Below are 17,242 nucleotides of genomic sequence, written 5' to 3' on the forward strand. Positions count from 1 at the left end.
ATACACCCTATACTAGAGCAGGTACAAACACCGCGCCCAGTCCAAGTACGACTAGCCCGCGCTGTAACCATAAGTTACCACCTAGGCGCTGCTGTAGCTGCTGGCTGACCAACGTACCAACTGCATATAGCGCCAGCATCGTCACTAGCATCCCTGCATAAAAACCCAACTGACCACTTACGCCAGCATTCGCTGGTACTTCAAGGGCATGTGCCAATCCATGAAAGACCGCCAAACCACCAAAACCAAACAACGATAGTTGCTGGATGCTTGGCGTATGCGCTGGCTGCGTACGCGCTGAAAAAGCTTCTTGTCGACTCTTATCACTCATCAAAATCAGAGCCAATACGACCACTGATAGCGATATGGCAATCTCAATCCATCCAGATGATGCCGCAAACCCAACACCGCCAACCAACACCCCAATAGTGCCCAAAACGGCCCCTAGTGATAATCCAGCTGTCAGTGACATCATACCTAGGCGCTGCTTTTGTAGTCCATAAAACAACATGCCCATACCGACTGCCAAAAACAGATGATCAAGACCCGTCACTGGATGCAGCAGTCCCGCTTGCAATGTGCCCAAAAACGAGGGCGCTTGTATAGTAGCCGAGTGAATATGACCCGAATGTGCCTGCGCCAACGACGGTACCATCGTAAAGGTTGCAAGCGTCATTGAAGCCGCTGCTATTTTTCGAGAAGATAAAGCCTGTGAAAAACGGGCTTTATGACTGTGGTGCTCTTTTGTATGTTGTGTCATGGGGTTGACTCCTTATGATGAATATTTTAATGATTGATGAGGGGCTATTGGTTAAGCGAGCATACCGTGCTCTTTGATAAAGGCAATAATTTCATCCAGACCATCACCGGTTTTCATATTGCTAAAGACAAAAGGCTTATCGCCACGCATTTTTTTGGCATCGCGCTCCATCACCTCAAGCGATGCGCCAACCATTGGCGCAAGATCGGTTTTATTGATGATTAATAAATCCGACTTGGTGATACCAGGGCCTCCTTTACGAGGTATTTTGTCACCCGCTGAGACGTCAATGACATATAAGGTCAAATCAGACAGCTCTGGGCTAAAGGTCGCGGCAAGATTGTCACCACCCGACTCAATGATAATCAATTCTAGGCCTTCAAAGGTTTCTTGCAACTCGGCAATGGTCGTCAGGTTTATCGACGCATCTTCACGAATCGCAGTATGCGGACAGCCGCCCGTTTCTACGCCGCGAATACGTTCAGCGGGCATCGCATTATTGCGTGTCAAAAACTGCGAATCTTCTTTGGTATAAATATCATTGGTGACAACTGCCATATTGATCGTATCACGCAAGTTTTGACACAATTTTAGGGTCAAAGCGGTCTTACCACTACCGACTGGCCCGCCGATGCCGAGGCGTAAGCAGGATAAAGAAGCAGGCGGATTTGACTGGTCATTATCAATATGTGAGTCAGGTGTAGATTGGGTGCTTTTTGGTTTGATCGGGGTTAGAGACATGGTAAGCTCCTTAAATGTTTCATATAGGAATAGTGATAAATAGAGATAAAGGTACAGTTATGAGCGGAACAACCGGCTGTATTGCTCCTCATGCATACTTGAGAGAATCGCCAAATTGGGCAAGCTATTAGAAATATTGAGCCTGTCATAGAGGTCTTCGCACAGCTTTTGACAACCCTGATGTTCACTCATATTGAGCGTGTCGGTCGCTTTTGATGACGTGATTACATCCTCAAAGGCTTGCTGTATGCTATCGCTCAGCGCTCCAACTTCAGAGCCAAGATCACTTTGCAGCTGCCACAAGATACGCTGACCCGCCATTTGCCCGAGTGGTACGGTCTTGACAGCAGCGAGCACCATATTTTCCAATTGAGCAAATCCATAGGTGGTCATCGACTGCATGAGTGGCAGCTGCCAATGCTGGGCAATGTGAGCAAAAAGTGGTAAATAACCATCATCAGGTATCTCAGCAGGTATACCAAGATTCAGTACCTCGTTGAGCCAAGATACCATTGCTTGTGCCAACTGCTGCGACTCTAGTATAAACTCTTTACTCTCAAGGCCTGCATGATAATCATGTGCCAGATTTGCCGCTAGCGCTTCATGACCTTGATCAAGCGCACACATGATCAGTGCCAATATAGGTAGCTCGTAGCCAATGATAGCCAGCGCAAGATAGTCTTGCATAAAGGTAAGCGTACTGACTTCATGAGAGATAATGCCTGACTCAATCGCTGACTCTACGCCTTGCGAGTAGGTATAGCTACCAATCGGCAAGTTACTAGAGGCCAGCATCAACATCTGCCCAAGTTGGACAGACTGAGTAGGCTGAGTACTGCCATCAACCCTCATTTGAATGACCTATAGACACATTATGTTGGCTGTGGCTGTCATCATGGTTATGATTGTGATTGTGATTGTGGTTGTTGTCATGGTCATCATCATGGTTATGCGCGTCATTATGCGAATGCGTATGAGCGTGAGAATGGCTATGCGAATGCCCGTGTCCTGTCTGATAAGCGCCTGTTTCAGGCTCAAACGGCACTGATGCAGACTCAGTATGCAGCCCAAGATTTTCTAGCATTTGTGCCAGTACATGATCGTTTTCAAAATACAGCGCGTACCCTGCTGCACTGTGCTCAAACATCAACGGCACATGGCGATTGCCCAAATGATACGCGCCTTTCATTAATAAAAAATCATCGGCTGCCATCACTTTGGTCACCGCTTGCGGCTTGGCAATAACTTGCATTAACTCCCCTGCGGCATTGGTGAGGACGTCATCTCCTTTTAAGACACCAGTACGCGGCAAATCGATACCGACCGCCTCCCCTGAAACTGTCACAGCTCGAAATCGCGAATGCTGACGAGTATCAAAGTCCAAAAGCAGATAGTCATCCGCTTGGCGCTGGGCAGTCAATTGCGCTTGTTGGATATCACTTAAGGTAGGGAGACGGGTATTAAATATTTTCATAAATATAATGCTCTGTTTACTGTGGCTCAAATGATTGAATAATAGTATTGATAATAAAAGTGCCCAAAATGGCTGTCAGCAATCAATGAGAAGATCACGCCAAAACCAGCTCTCTATAAGCCTGTGACACGCTTTTTAAGACAGCCTTTAGCCGTTTGTCTTTAAATCTTAAAATAAAAATCAGAATAAAAAATAACGCTGTGCCATGGGCAGTACCTCAGCAGGCTCACAGGTAAGCGTTTTGCCATCGGCACGTACTTCGTAGGTCTCAGGATTGATGTCCATATCTGGGCAGTAGCTGTTGAGGCGCATATCGCTTTTGCGAATCTCACGTATCCCGTGGACAGGCTGAATCACTTTGGTCAGTCCAAGCTGCTTATCGACTTGTTTGTCTATCGCCGCTTGCGACATAAAAGTGATACTGGTTTGAGCGACTGACTTTGGATACGACGCAAACATAGGACGATAATGCACAGGCTGAGGGGTGGGAATAGAGGCGTTGATATCGCCCATCGGTACCGCAGCGATCAGGCCGCCTTTGATGATGCATTCAGGTTTTACCCCAAAAAACTTGGGCGACCACAGCACCATATCCGCCCATTTACCCACTTCAATGGAGCCGACCATATCGCTAATACCATGCGTAATCGCAGGATTTATCGTATATTTTGCGATATAGCGTTTGATGCGAAAGTTATCATTGTCCGCGCTTTGATCGTAGTCGGTCAGAGTAATATGCTGCGCTTGATGCTCTGTTTGTGCTGTCGCATCTGGAGCCAGATGACCACGCTGAACTTTCATTTTGTGCGCCGTCTGCCATGTGCGAATGACCACTTCACCCACGCGCCCCATCGCTTGTGAGTCACTACTCATCATCGAGATAGCACCCAAATCGTGCAAGATGTCTTCAGCCGCGATGGTTTCTTGACGAATGCGGCTTTCGGCAAATGCTACGTCCTCAGCGATAGCAGGGCTTAAATGATGACAAACCATGAGCATATCGAGGTGCTCGTCAATAGTATTGACGGTATAAGGCCTAGTAGGATTGGTGGAAGATGGCAGCACATGCGACTCGCCAATGGCCTTTAGAATATCAGGCGCATGGCCACCGCCTGCGCCTTCGGTATGAAAGGTATGGATACAGCGGTTTTTAAATGCGCCTAGTGTACTCTCAAGATAGCCACTTTCATTTAACGTGTCAGTATGAATCGCAACTTGCACATCATAATCGTCAGCAACGCTCAGACAATTATCAATAGCTTGCGGCGTCGTACCCCAATCTTCATGTAGCTTTAACCCCACGGCACCCGCTTCGATTTGTTCAGCAATTGGAGTGGGCACACTCACATTGCCTTTACCCAATAGCCCAATATTCATAGGGATACTATCGGTAGATTGTAGCATTGAGGCAATATGATATGCCCCCGGCGTACAAGTAGTCGCGAGCGTACCTTGGGCAGGGCCTGTGCCACCGCCTAGCATCGTGGTCACCCCCGACATCAGCGCCGTCTCACACTGCTGAGGCGCGATAAAGTGAATATGACTATCGACGCCGCCTGCGGTGAGGATTTTGCCTTCACCAGCGATGATTTCGGTCGCGCCGCCAATCGGAATATCGATGGCAGGCTGGATATCAGGATTGCCCGCTTTACCAATCGCGCTGATACGGCCATTTTTGATACCGATATCGGCTTTGTAGATACCCGTATAATCTACAACCAGCGCATTGGTAATCACGGTATCTGCAACCTCAGCCCCCAGCAGTTGCCCTTGACCCATACCATCACGGATGACTTTGCCGCCGCCAAATTTGACTTCTTCACCCTTAATCTCGGTAGTATGGCTAGTACCTTCATCACTTTGTGACGTATTCGCTTGGTCAACAGCAGTATCTTTATGGCTGGTCAAATCCGCCTCAACTTGTAGCCAAAGCTCAGTGTCGGCAAGACGCACTTTATCCCCTGTGGTAGGACCAAAATGCTCTGCATAAATCTGCCGACTCACCCGCTTTTGCGAAGTAGCCAGTTTCTTTTCATCGGTCTTATCTGGTTGAACCGCGCCCATGACACGACCTGCAAAGCCATATACTTCCTGCTTGCCAGCATAAGCCACCAATTCTACCTCTCGCGACTGCCCCGGCTCAAAACGAACTGCCGTGCCGGAGATGATATTTAGGCGATACCCACGGGTCTGCTCTCTATCAAAGCTCAGCGCATCATTGACTTCATAAAAGTGATAATGCGAGCCGATTTGGATCGGTCTATCGCCAGTATTACTCACACTGATGGTCTGTACTTGTCGTCCTTGGTTTAGGATAATGTCACCATCTTGGATGTTATATTCGCCTGCTTGCATGGGAGCCGCCTTATTTTGGAGTGATCATTTAGTGATAGACAGAACTATACGATGGGATTGTGTACCGTGACCAATTTGGTACCATCAGGGAAGGTCGCCTCGATTTGCACTTCATCGACCATCTCTGCCACCCCTTCCATGACATCATCGGCAGACAGGTAAGTAGCCCCTTCACTCATTAATTCAGCCACTCTTTTGCCATCTCTAGCCCCTTCCATCAGCAGCATACTGATATAAGCGATGGCTTCGGGGTAATTGAGCTTAACGCCGCGGTTTTTGCGGCGCTCAGCCACCATGCCAGCGGTAAATAGCATGAGCTTGTCTTTTTCTGTTGGCGTCAGATGCATGGCAAATCCTTATTTTATTTATTATAAAAGTTATAGCAGATTATCAGGTCGTGTGGCTTAGCTATGAAAAACCGTAGACTTAGGTGTCCCAAATACGCGGACGGCAAGGCTCAAGCTGCCACCAATGATGTCGCAAGCCTTCTCTGATTTGATAAAAAGCTTCAAAACAGCCGCGCACATCTGAACCGATATACCGAATATTAATGGCTTGACCGTTATGAGTACAATAAACCGGTAATCTAGCCTCAGTAATCATATGGCGTAATGCAACGATGGTATTGTCTAAATAGCGAGCTAGGGCCTGCTTCATCGTTGCTAAGGCTGTCTCGTCTGATTGTGCGGCAGAGGCAGGCAGTGCAGCGTTGTCATGTACATCGCTCAAACTTGGCACTGCCCAAAATGACCCATAAATATGCTGATCTGCTAGTCCTAGACTCGATGTAAACCAGCGACTTTGGGCAGCCTGTTTGACACGTTCAGCAACGATAACCTTACCTTCTCGGTAGATATTTAATCCAGTATGATAACGCCCTTGCAAGAACTGCTCATCATATGCTTGCCGCCCAAATACGCTAATCTCCCAAGTCAGCAAGCTAGATGAGTCAGCTAAATCAAAACGGCTCACTGCATGCATATTGGCTTCGTTATAAATAATACTCTCTTGTGGTAGCCATTCTAAGCGAACATGTGCGGCGAGTTTGGCTTGCAGATGTTGGCTTGCATAGGCAGCTATCTTGTCTTGGCTCATACTTTGGTGCGTGTCGTTGTCGTCCGACCGAGCTTTATGTTTTTGGCTGACACCGTCATTACCATACCACTTGCCAGCCCCTGGTGTAGTGATAACAGCATGGCTGCCATTGTCTAAATGCAACTCTATCGTCAGCGTATCACCGCCTGCGATACCTGCTGGCGGATATAACATCAATATATGACAAATGCCTTGCTGCCCACGTGGCTCAGGATATAGGGCACGCTGTACCATAAGCGCGCCCGTGTGCTCACGATGAGATAGCCGCGTCTTAGCGGTAGCAGCCGCAATTTTGGCAATATCTGTGCGCTTAACAGTGTCAAAACTCAATGTTAAAGAAGAAGCCCAACTCATTTTATATACTCATTTGCTCATTTTACTCATTAAATACAATCTAGTAATCTGGTTCCTGACCAAAAAGTCAGTTAATTTCACTGTCTATACAAGCATTATGCCAACTCATATGCAAACACTCTTACATACACTCCACCATCACACCCAACATAATGATTTTACTTTGGTTTTGACTGTATATTTTTTCTTACTAACATGACAAAGCTGGTTTAGCTATTTTTTAATCAGCCTTTTACCGCTGATAACTATTAGATAAATAACGGTTTGCACCAAATTGTGGCGTTTTTCGTTAATATGCACCATTTTTTAGCATTCAAACTTGGACTATTAACACACTATGTCAGGCCGCACTTTCTACTTATAAGAATAACTATGAGTAAATGCACTTAAGGATTCTTTTGACAACCCACATTTGCACAATTGAATAGTAAGATAGGTAGATTGCAAGGCAGTTAATCAGGTATTCTATGTTAAAAGTATGGTGAGACACTGCTCTATGATATCCATATCGGGGTAAGTTTCTGTGGGATACGCCTGATTTGCAGATAGAATCTGCCTTTTTTGGATATTCTTTCAACTTATATATAAAAATATAGCGGACTCACTTTTTCACCTATTTTATGTACAAACGGGTTTTATAGGCTTGAATAGTGGGCGTAGTCCCCCTATAAACTACCCATTAGCACAAAACATACCAGACAATAAAACCATTTTAACTGTTTTTTATTTTATCCCTTTATCGATAGGACTTTTCTATGACAGATTATGAACGCATCACTGCTAACCCACATTTTGATATGCTAATGAGCGCTCACAAAGAAGTACAAACCACCCAAGCGGCGCTAGTACCAATGGTGGTTGAGCAGTCTTCACGCGGTGAACGCTCGTTTGATATTTTTTCACGCCTATTGCGTGAGCGTGTGATCTTTTTGACAGGCCAAGTCGAAGACCATATGGCCAATCTAATCGTCGCACAGCTGCTATTTCTAGAAGCTGAAAACCCTGACAAAGACATTCATTTGTATATCAATTCACCAGGTGGCTCAGTAAGTGCAGGCTTGGCAATCTTTGATACCATGAACTTTATCAAACCTGAAGTATCCACCATCTGTATGGGCGGTGCTTATAGCATGGGCTCATTCTTGTTGGCCGCGGGTCAAAAAGGTAAGCGCTACTCACTCGCCAATGCTCGCGTGATGATTCACCAGCCATCAGGCGGCGCGCAAGGCCAAGCGACTGATATCGAGATTAATGCTCGTGAAATCCTCAAAATCCGTGATCGCCTAAACCGCATTTTGGCTGAGCGCACCGGCCAGCCACTCGAAAAAATCGAAAAAGACGTCGAGCGCGATTTTTGGTTAGATGCTGAGGAAGCCAAAGAGTACGGTTTGGTTGATGAAGTATTAGAGCGCCGTCCTGAATCTTTGTAATCTCAAATAAGCGCTACGCCTCTCAAACGAGTGCGCCATCATAAGAATAGTTATAGTCTGTTTGTATGGTAAATCAATATGCCGCTCATACCTGATAGATCGTAAGCAGGTATGAGCGTTCAACCAATACAACCATCGATATGTCGCAAATAGACTAACCAGTTTTAAACTTTAGGAGCGCCTTTTATGGCAGAAGATAACACCCCGCATTGTTCGTTTTGTGGTAAAGCCAAAAGTGATGTACAGCAGCTGATTGCTGCTGATGACGCCAATATCTGCAATGAATGTATCGAGCTATGTACTGATCTAATCGCAGACAGTGCAGAACACAGCGATGACGACAGCGACGTAGATACCTCATGGGTCAACAAAAAGCTACCTACCCCAAAAGAGCTGCGTGCCAAGCTTGATGAGTATGTCATCGGTCAGGACGCTGCCAAAAAAGCGTTATCGGTCGCGGTATATAACCATTACAAACGTCTAAAAGTCAGCCAGACACTTGCCAATAACAGCAAAAAAGCCAAAATCGGTGCTGATGATGCGATGGTAGAATTGGCAAAAAGTAACATTTTGCTGATTGGCCCAACGGGTTCTGGTAAGACCTTGCTGGCGCAAACCTTGGCTCGTCTGCTTGATGTGCCATTTGCAATGGCCGATGCCACCACCTTGACCGAAGCAGGGTATGTCGGTGAAGACGTTGAGAACATCGTGCAAAAGCTACTACAAGCGTCTGACTACGATGTGGCCAAAGCGGAACAAGGCATCATCTATATTGATGAAATCGACAAAATTAGCAAAAAAGGTGATAACCCATCGATTACCCGTGATGTATCGGGCGAAGGCGTGCAGCAAGCGCTGCTAAAGCTGATCGAAGGCACCGTTGCTGCGATTCCGCCGCACGGTGGTCGTAAGCATCCACAGCAAGAGCTGATCCAAGTCGATACCAGTAACATCCTAATCATCGTCGGCGGCGCGTTTGCAGGACTTGATAAAGTCATTCAGCAACGTACCGAAAAAGGTGGTATCGGCTTTAACGCAGATGTTAGCTCAAAAGACGACAGCCGTCGTAGCTCAGACTTGCTACAAGAAGTTGAGCCAGAAGATTTGATCAAGTTTGGTTTGATTCCTGAGCTCATCGGTCGTCTGCCTGTGCTTGCAGCGCTCAAAGAGCTTGATGAAGAAGCCTTAGTCCAAATCCTTACCGAACCTAAGAACGCACTGGTCAAACAGTACAAGTACTTGTTCGATATGGAAGGTGCTGAGATCAGCTTTACAGATGAAGCACTTGATGCCATCGCCAAAAAAGCAATGGAGCGTAAAACTGGCGCGCGCGGTCTACGTTCTATCGTAGAAAACGCCCTGCTTGAGACCATGTATGAGCTACCTTCTATGGAAAATGCCAAGACCGTGATGGTTGATGCAGAAGTCATCAATGAAGGTAAAATACCTAAAATTGCTTAATGCATAATGCGACTTAGATGGCTCATTATTAGTAATGAGGTATTCAAAAAAAGCGTCTGGCCTTATAAGCCACGGCGCTTTTTTATGTCTATCGATCGCCTAAATTATTTATCAAAAATTTGATTAACCTTTATATTCCAAGAACACTTAACAGTATAGTGCTTTAGAGATAATTGACGCTCCTCATTACAAAATGATAGCAGTATTTATCAATCGCAAGTAGACCTCATGATTAATCATGCTAATGTAGATAGTCTATTGCGACTTTTATTCTACTGCTGTTTTCCAACGTCTATGGCACCTATGAATACTCACTCTTAATAATACAAAGGACTGTTTATTATGCTTAACAATATAACCACGATGGCGTCCTCATTACGCCAGCACCTGCCCTTTTATACACCCAGCGAACAAGATAATGATATTGCACCTTATTACCAAAATCATGTCGCCGCCATTACTGGCGCAGGTTCTGGGATGGGACGCGAGCTTGCGCTTCACTTAGCAAAAATGGGCTGTCATGTGGCGCTATCAGACATCAATGTAGAACAACTGACACGAACCAAAGAGATGCTGGTTGGTTATGATGTTAAGGTCACCATGACTGTACTTGATGTATCAGACAATGACGCTATGCAAGCGTGGGCGGATAGCGTGATGCGCGACCATGGCAAAGTCAATTTCATCTTTAACAATGCAGGCGTGGCCTTCTCTTCGACGATAGAGGGCGCTAGTATTGAGGAGCTTGAATGGGTGATGGATATCAATTTTTGGGGCGTGGTTTATGGCACCAAAGCGTTTTTGCCACTCATCAAAAACAGTGTCAAACAAAGCGAGGTGACGAGTGATAATCAAAACGATCAACCCCGCCAGTTTAAAGAACATGGTCATGTGATCAATATCTCCAGCTTGTTTGGTTTGACCGCTCAGCCTTCATATTCTGCTTATAATGCCAGTAAGTTTGCGGTACGCGGCTTTACAGAAAGCCTGCGTCAAGAGCTTAACATTCAGAATTGCGGTGTATCAGCGACCTGTATCCATCCAGGCGGTATCAAAACCAATATTGCCAATAGCGCACGTGGCAATGATAGTACCAGTACGGTCGGTATGCCTACTGGTGATAAAGCCATTAAAAGCTTTAATAAACTGTTGAAATTTGATGCCAGCGAAGCAGCTTGGATTATTTTACATGCCGCTGCGACCAATCAGCAGCGCTGCTTAATTGGGAATGATGCCAAAATGGTTGATGCCATTCAGCGGGTATTCCCATCACATTATAGTGAAGTTATAAACGACATCACTCAGTTATCGCGTAAACTAAAACCAAGACGCAATAACAAGCGTAGTGATAAAACAAGTACCGCACCATAACTAACTGACGCTCCTTAAATAAAAAAGCCCTACTGTTTTTGAACAGCAGGGCTTTTTTGTTGTATGGTCACGAATACAAATTTTTAACCGTTTTTAGGGCAGCTTCATATCACCAGCGACTAGCCAGCCCATACGGCGCATGATGTAAGCGACCAAACCTGCAATCACTGCAGGCAATACAAACATCAGAAGGACAATCGCTGTCCATAATTGGGTCGTACTCATGATTTCTTGTGATGCTTCAATAACGCCGAACACACCAACCAGACCAGCGGTACCCATGCCCGCCCCTGTCGCCGTACAAGCCAAGCCAAATCCGACAGTCGCGATAGGGCCAACGATCGCGCTCGCAATAACGGCAGGCAGCAAAACGATAGGTTTTTTTAGCACATTAGGGATTTGCAGCATGCTGGTTCCCAATCCTTGAGATATCACGCCACTAAATCCATTATCCTTAAAACTGGCCACGGCAAAACCAATCATATGCGCGGCACAGCCAACAACTGCGGCACCGCCCGCCAAACCCCCAAGGCCAATCGCAATACAAATGGCAGCGCTCGATGTCGGTAGCGTCAATAAGATACCAACGACGACTGCAATCACGATACCCATCAGCAATGGCTGTAGCTCAGTTGCCGCGTGAATCCCTTGCCCAATCGCATTAACTGCCGCAACAACAGGCGGATTGAGCAGCGCACAGACCAATAGCGCGATACCACACACTGCTAAGGGCACTAATAAAATATCGAGCTTGGTCTTGCCTGCGATCCACGTACCAGCGCGATAAGCGAATACAGACGTCAGATAAGCGCCGATTGGGTTGCCTGGCAGTGCTACAAAGGTCGCAGGGCCACCCTCTTGTGGTATGAATAGCGTTCCTGCCATTAGTGCTTCAGAATGCGCACCCAACATACCTGCTACAAGGCAGCTAAGCATCACGAGTGTTGGCGCTTTTAAATAATAAGCGATACCTACCCCAATGCCCGCCCCCATCAATATTGACGCAAGCTTACCCACGGCGATTAATGCGGGCAAATTCAACCAGCCACCGATTTGCGAGATAATCAAGCCAGCAATTAGTGTGACAAATAGCCCTAACGCCATGCCCGTAAAGGCATTGATAAAGTACTTTTGAAAGAATGCTTTGATAACGCCTGCTTGCGGTACTGCTGAGGGAGATGCTGTCATAACCATACTCTTTATGAATATTTTGATTAAGGAGAAAAGATAATAGAGTGCTTAATAAATTAAAGAGATAAAAAAAGCGTCATGACGACGCTTTTTTATGATCACAAATACTTCTTATATATACCGATTATTATATATAGCGCTTGGACTAACGACGCTGTTCAACGATAATAGAGTCAATACCGTTATTTTGTAGGCGCTGCTGTGCTGTTGTCACTGCCTGACGGTTACTTAACGGACGCGAGATTACCTGATAGATAGGTAAGCCATTACCTGTCGTATTTTTGACTACTCTGGCATCCACGCCTGCCATCAATACTTGGGCGCGGCGACGATCTGCTTCATCTGCATCACTAAAGCTATTGATCTGCAAAATATAGGTCGCAGCAGGTTTGGCCGCTTGAATACTTGCCGTACCTGCTCCTGCATTGTTGTTACGGGTCGCAGAGTTGCTGGTGTTAGCAGGTGGCGTGCCATCATAAGTTGCGTCCTCTTCAACAACAACAATATCGTCGCCCGCAGCAGTATTACTACCGCCACTGGTCTCGCCTGCAGGACTTTCCACATTACCAAAGCTACCAGCATTATCTATACCATTAGCTGCCGTACTATCCGGCTGGGTCACGACGACATCCGGCTCAAACGCGCCAATATCTCCTATCTGATCGTTATCAATCTCAGCGATATCTTCATCAGGAATGGTTGCCATCTCTTGATTGGGCAAAATATCGTAGAATTCATAATCGCCATTATCGGTATCAGTATCTACGCGCGGCTGCACCTGCCTGTCAGGATCGTTCTCGGCGCTACCATCAGCGGGACTAAAGTTGAATAATGGTGAAAGGTAGATAAATACCCCGATCATAAGGGTCAATACCGCCCCAACAAACATCCACAATAAGCCCGATACGCTACTTGATTTGCGCTTTTCTGTTGCGCCTTTCGGTTTTTTGGCTAGCATGGATCTCGTTCTCCCTACTGAATTTAACGGTCATCATCGAATTAATGCTATTGGCTGTCTATACTCATGTCACATGTTAGAAAATGACTACATAGCAGAAGGTGCTGACAAACCAAGCAGACCAAGGCCGTTCGCCAAGACCTGTCTAACTGCTTTGGACAAGCGCAAACGTGCTTGCATCAATGCCATCTCATCTGAGCTTGGTGTTTCACCTGTCGTGAGACTGACAGGCAAAATGCGATTGGTGTCATACCAACCATGGAACAATGCAGCAAGCTCTTTTAAGTAGTTAGTCAAGACATGCGGCTCGTAGCCAGTCGCTGCACGTAATAGTGTCGCTGGATAACCAGCTAACAGTTTAATCAACTCGTCTTCATTGGGCGCATTAAGCAAATCTTGATGTGCCAAACCAACAGCATCATCTACTGCCAAATCGTAGGTTGCCAGTTTTTCTAATACACGGCAAACGCGCGCATGCGCATACTGAATATAATACACTTGATTGTCTTTGCTTTGTGATTTGGCAAGCTCTAAATCAAAGTCAATGTGTACTTCAGGCTTACGCGCGACATAGTAAAAACGCGCCGCATCATTGCCGACTTCTGCACGTAAATCACGCAAAGTAACGAACTGACCTGAGCGTGAAGACATTTGTACTTTTTCACTGCCGCGCCACAATGCCACAAACTGTACGAGCACGACATCAAGACGTTCAGCATCAATCCCCAACGCGAGCAGCGCCGCTTTTACGCGTGGCACATAACCATGGTGGTCGGCGCCCCAAACGTTAATCACTTTGTCAAAACCGCGATCAAACTTGTTTTTATGATAAGCAATATCCGAGGCAAAATACGTCGACTGACCATTAGCACGGCGAACCACGCGGTCTTTTTCATCACCAAAATCGGTCGATTTGAACCAGATGTTGCCGTCTTTTTCGTACAAGTAACCTTTGTCATCGAGTATTTGTAGGACAGGCTCAATCTCGCTATCAATCGATCTTTCACTGAACCAGCACTCGTAGCTCACACCAAAGTCATTCAAATCGTCTTTGATATCGGCCAAAATACTGCTCAAGGCGGCATTTAAAAACAGCGCATAGCTGTCACCAAGCAAGGCTTTGCTACCCGCAATCAAGCCATCAATATGCGCTTCTTTGTCACCTGAAATGAGCGTTTTTTCGCCATCCGCATTGATCTCAAACTTTGCGTCTTCTGGTACGTCTTTGGCAACATCGGCAAAACGATGAACGTAGCTGTCACCATGCTGCGTTTTTAATGTCTGTGCGATATCACTGACATAATCGCCTTGGTAGCCGTTGATTGGGAACGTGATTTGCTCACCATTTAGCGCCAAATAACGCAAATAGGTACTGGTCGCCAAAATATCCATCTGACGACCCGCATCATTGACATAATACTCGCGAGTGACGTCGTAACCGATGGCTTCTAGTAAGTTTGATACGCTCATACCAAACGCTGCACCGCGTCCGTGACCGACATGCAGGCTTGAGGTCGGATTGGCAGAGACAAACTCGACTTGTACCTTTTGACCATCAAACTGATTACTCAGACCAAAACGATCTTGCTGAGTAAAAATATCGTCCAATACCGCAAACTTAGCCTCTGAGTTTAAAAATACGTTGATAAACCCAGGACCGGCGATTTCTACTTGGCGAATGTCTTGATTCTCAGGGAGTGCATTGACGATTTTTTCGGCAAGTTGGCGTGGATTGGCCTTGGCCGCTTTGGCCGCCGTCAGTGCGATATTGCTGGCAAAATCACCGTGGCTTAAATCTTTCGTACGCGTGATTTGGCTGTTGTTCTGCCAGTCGCTTGGTAGCGTACCATCTGCTTGTAGGGTTTGAATGGCATCATTGAATAGGGATGCAAGCGTATCAATTTGGGCTTGTGACATAGGGATTTGAACTCAATTAAATAAACAACAAAAACGGTGCGAATGCGAGCAGTCGATAACTGCTTATTATAGTGCCGACCGACATTGCAGGGATAAAATAATGCAAAAAGATAAGTAATCTGTAAATATAACAATCTTTGCGCTTTATTGCACCATTTGCGCCAAAATTAGCCCTAAAATCTTACCGTTATGACAACTAATATTGATAATTGGGATTAATATAAATTTTGTTCGCTCGTTTGCTGATGCTTAGTAAAATAAATCTGGTATAAATAATATAAAATCAATGAGCGAATGACTTTGTCAATTGTAGCGTTCCTGTTGCCCGATACTGGGCAGTCGTTTATACCCAACCGCTTACACGTTATAATGATGGTTTATATTGCGCTTCTATGACGCTTTTACGCCATAGAAGACGCGTTATTACCCTATAGGATTACGCTATGTTTGCTATTGCTGCCAGTACGGTCACCAGTTGGGGCTTGTACGTCTTACTGCCGATATTCATCGCTTTCTTATTCTTTATCATGTGGGATATCTCTAAAACTTCTGATGCTGGGCGCGCAGGTACCTTTTGGATCTTTTTGGCCCTTGGCGCAGGCTCTGTTGGTTTCATCCTTAAAATAGTCATGGAAGTCGCTTTCAAAAAATGGCTGATATAATCAGTCATTTTTCGTCATTAAATCCCAAATATTTCTTATCGAGCCTTATCGATAATTGCTTGTGTTTGCTTAGCAGATAGATCATATAATGCAGCGTCACTTCCAGCGGGCTGCAATGTCCCATAGTTTTTATTATTTAACCACAGCTCAGCCTTATCTTTGGATACTTTTGATGCCAACTGAATTTGTGCCTTTGGCAGCGCTACTTTTGGCGATACGGTGAATAGCACTGAAACAGGCTTATCTATTGAGGCGTCACTTGAGTAGCCTGCCACTCGGCAAGTACGCGTATTATCACAAACCACTTGCCAGTCGTCTTGTACAAAACCTGAATCTTTGGATGGTGTCCCGTATCCTGCGAGAGCAGGTAGCGATAGCAAGCTGATGGTAGCTACAATAAAAGTCTTGCTACTTTTTCGCAATCAAAGTCGCACGCATGGGTGCAGGATATCCTTCGATGGTCTTAGTTGAGTCATTAGGATCTAAGAAGTCTGCTAACGAATGATAGGTCATCCATTCGGTTTTTCGTTGTTCCTTCATTGAGGTGACAGCCACATCGACACAACGCACTTCTGAGAAACCTGCTTTTTCTAGCCAACCTATCAATGCGGCGACCGATGGTAAAAAATACACGTTATTCATCTGCGCGTAGCGGTCGTGCGGTACTAGGACTGTATTGGCATCGCCTTCGATAACTAACGTCTCAAGCACTAGCTCACCGCCTTTGACCAACTGCCCTTTCAACTGTTGTAAATGCTCGAACGGTGACTGGCGATGATAGAGCACACCCATGCTAAATACGGTGTCAAACAGTTGGCTATGCTCTGGCAAGGCCTCGAGCGGCACAGGAATATAATGCGTACGGTAACGGCCTGTATTATGAGTATGGGCATCCGCGCTACCGACAAAATGACGAATCGCCATAAACTGATGGTAAAACAAGCATGACGGATCAATAATAATGACCGTGTCCGCGCCAGCCCCTGCCATACGCCAACCGTGATAGCCAGAACCTCCGCCCACATCCAATACACGCCGACCATCAAGCCTACTTAAATGCGGCGCAACACGTTGCCATTTCCAATCACTATGCCACTCGGTATCGATCTTAATACCTGACTCATCATCGCCGATTTGACCGCCAATCTGAAATGGGCCTTTACGCCACGGCATCAACTGCTTTAATAACGCCGTTGTTTGTTTGCGCTGAGACTCATTTAGACTTGCCTCAATCGTCAATATATCGCTGTTGAGATCGACGTGATTGACAGCCAATTGTGGTAAACGAGCGACTGACGCTTGATAAGCAGGCGCATGTGCGTAGTTAGCTTTGTCCTTGATGTCATTTAACCATGTTGGCAGTCGCGTCAGCCACTCATAAGCGCTCGGCTGCTGCTGAGCCAGCTCTAATAGGGTTAAATATAGTTCGCGTTCGGCGTGCGTAATTGTGTCGTTTAGCATAGAAGCAGATTA

16 protein-coding genes are annotated in these 17,242 nt (G+C 46.0%); 4 read left to right on the forward strand and 12 right to left on the reverse strand.

Annotation, left to right across the window (positions count from 1 at the left end; translation table 11 throughout):
• Positions 1 to 7 precede the first annotated feature (7 nt).
• From CUR83_RS12250 to CUR83_RS12280, 7 genes are all read right to left on the reverse strand, one after another.
• Positions 8 to 760 carry a HupE/UreJ family protein gene (locus CUR83_RS12250; RefSeq protein WP_093070416.1) on the reverse strand — a complete coding sequence of 251 codons (753 nt, stop codon included), beginning with the start codon at positions 758 to 760 and terminating at the stop codon, positions 8 to 10.
• 51 nt (positions 761 to 811) lie between these two features.
• Positions 812 to 1,501, reverse strand: coding sequence for an urease accessory protein UreG (gene ureG / locus CUR83_RS12255; protein ID WP_212564119.1), 690 nt, complete (start codon positions 1,499 to 1,501; stop codon positions 812 to 814).
• A gap of 57 nt (positions 1,502 to 1,558) precedes the next feature.
• The gene (locus CUR83_RS12260; protein WP_186473525.1) at positions 1,559 to 2,353 is read right to left on the reverse strand and encodes an urease accessory protein UreF; all 795 of its coding nucleotides are present in this window, start codon (positions 2,351 to 2,353) and stop codon (positions 1,559 to 1,561) included.
• Positions 2,343 to 2,975, reverse strand: coding sequence for an urease accessory protein UreE (gene ureE, locus CUR83_RS12265; RefSeq protein ID WP_186473524.1), 633 nt, complete (start codon positions 2,973 to 2,975; stop codon positions 2,343 to 2,345). Before ureE ends, CUR83_RS12260 begins: the two co-directional genes overlap by 11 nt.
• A gap of 180 nt (positions 2,976 to 3,155) precedes the next feature.
• A complete protein-coding gene (gene ureC / locus CUR83_RS12270; protein WP_284719740.1) occupies positions 3,156 to 5,330 on the reverse strand; it encodes an urease subunit alpha in 2,175 nt (724 codons plus the stop codon).
• A gap of 44 nt (positions 5,331 to 5,374) precedes the next feature.
• On the reverse strand, positions 5,375 to 5,677 hold the full coding sequence (gene ureA / locus CUR83_RS12275) for an urease subunit gamma (protein WP_057761815.1): 303 nt from the start codon (positions 5,675 to 5,677) through the stop codon (positions 5,375 to 5,377).
• A gap of 79 nt (positions 5,678 to 5,756) precedes the next feature.
• A complete protein-coding gene (locus CUR83_RS12280; protein ID WP_284719741.1) occupies positions 5,757 to 6,779 on the reverse strand; it encodes an urease accessory protein UreD in 1,023 nt (340 codons plus the stop codon).
• An 803-nt stretch (positions 6,780 to 7,582) separates the two neighbouring features.
• On the opposite strand from CUR83_RS12280, the gene clpP reads away from it, so the two are divergent.
• From clpP to CUR83_RS12295, 3 genes are all read left to right on the forward strand, one after another.
• Complete coding sequence (gene clpP, locus CUR83_RS12285) at positions 7,583 to 8,209, forward strand: ATP-dependent Clp endopeptidase proteolytic subunit ClpP (RefSeq protein WP_212564481.1); 627 nt, start codon at positions 7,583 to 7,585, stop codon at positions 8,207 to 8,209.
• 186 nt (positions 8,210 to 8,395) lie between these two features.
• Positions 8,396 to 9,670 carry an ATP-dependent protease ATP-binding subunit ClpX gene (gene clpX, locus CUR83_RS12290; protein ID WP_071002879.1) on the forward strand — a complete coding sequence of 425 codons (1,275 nt, stop codon included), beginning with the start codon at positions 8,396 to 8,398 and terminating at the stop codon, positions 9,668 to 9,670.
• 342 nt (positions 9,671 to 10,012) lie between these two features.
• Positions 10,013 to 11,041 (forward strand): SDR family NAD(P)-dependent oxidoreductase, encoded by a 1,029-nt coding sequence (locus CUR83_RS12295; protein WP_083328923.1) that lies wholly within the window; start codon positions 10,013 to 10,015, stop codon positions 11,039 to 11,041.
• Between the two features lie 93 nt (positions 11,042 to 11,134).
• Here CUR83_RS12295 and CUR83_RS12300 read toward each other — a convergent pair whose 3' ends face one another.
• The 3 genes from CUR83_RS12300 to argS all read right to left on the reverse strand — a co-directional run bounded on the left by CUR83_RS12300 (position 11,135) and on the right by argS (position 15,107).
• On the reverse strand, positions 11,135 to 12,229 hold the full coding sequence (locus CUR83_RS12300; protein ID WP_212564115.1) for a PTS sugar transporter subunit IIC: 1,095 nt from the start codon (positions 12,227 to 12,229) through the stop codon (positions 11,135 to 11,137).
• 148 nt (positions 12,230 to 12,377) lie between these two features.
• The gene (locus tag CUR83_RS12305) at positions 12,378 to 13,190 is read right to left on the reverse strand and encodes an SPOR domain-containing protein (RefSeq protein WP_071002877.1); all 813 of its coding nucleotides are present in this window, start codon (positions 13,188 to 13,190) and stop codon (positions 12,378 to 12,380) included.
• A gap of 87 nt (positions 13,191 to 13,277) precedes the next feature.
• Positions 13,278 to 15,107, reverse strand: coding sequence for an arginine--tRNA ligase (argS, locus tag CUR83_RS12310; protein ID WP_071002876.1), 1,830 nt, complete (start codon positions 15,105 to 15,107; stop codon positions 13,278 to 13,280).
• Positions 15,108 to 15,550: 443 nt separating this feature from the next.
• Between argS and CUR83_RS12315 the strand changes: the two genes are divergently transcribed.
• On the forward strand, positions 15,551 to 15,769 hold the full coding sequence (locus CUR83_RS12315) for a DUF2788 domain-containing protein (RefSeq protein ID WP_071002875.1): 219 nt from the start codon (positions 15,551 to 15,553) through the stop codon (positions 15,767 to 15,769).
• Between the two features lie 35 nt (positions 15,770 to 15,804).
• On the opposite strand, the gene CUR83_RS12320 is transcribed toward CUR83_RS12315, so the two are convergent.
• Positions 15,805 to 16,191 carry a DUF1176 domain-containing protein gene (locus tag CUR83_RS12320; protein ID WP_071002874.1) on the reverse strand — a complete coding sequence of 129 codons (387 nt, stop codon included), beginning with the start codon at positions 16,189 to 16,191 and terminating at the stop codon, positions 15,805 to 15,807.
• Positions 16,178 to 17,230: a tRNA 5-methoxyuridine(34)/uridine 5-oxyacetic acid(34) synthase CmoB gene (gene cmoB, locus CUR83_RS12325; RefSeq protein ID WP_071002873.1), complete on the reverse strand. Its 1,053-nt coding sequence runs from the start codon at positions 17,228 to 17,230 to the stop codon at positions 16,178 to 16,180. Before cmoB ends, CUR83_RS12320 begins: the two co-directional genes overlap by 14 nt.
• Positions 17,231 to 17,242: the final 12 nt, after the last annotated feature.

It is taken from the genome of Psychrobacter pocilloporae, from assembly GCF_029872915.1.
GTDB classification, from domain to species: domain Bacteria; phylum Pseudomonadota; class Gammaproteobacteria; order Pseudomonadales; family Moraxellaceae; genus Psychrobacter; species Psychrobacter pacificensis.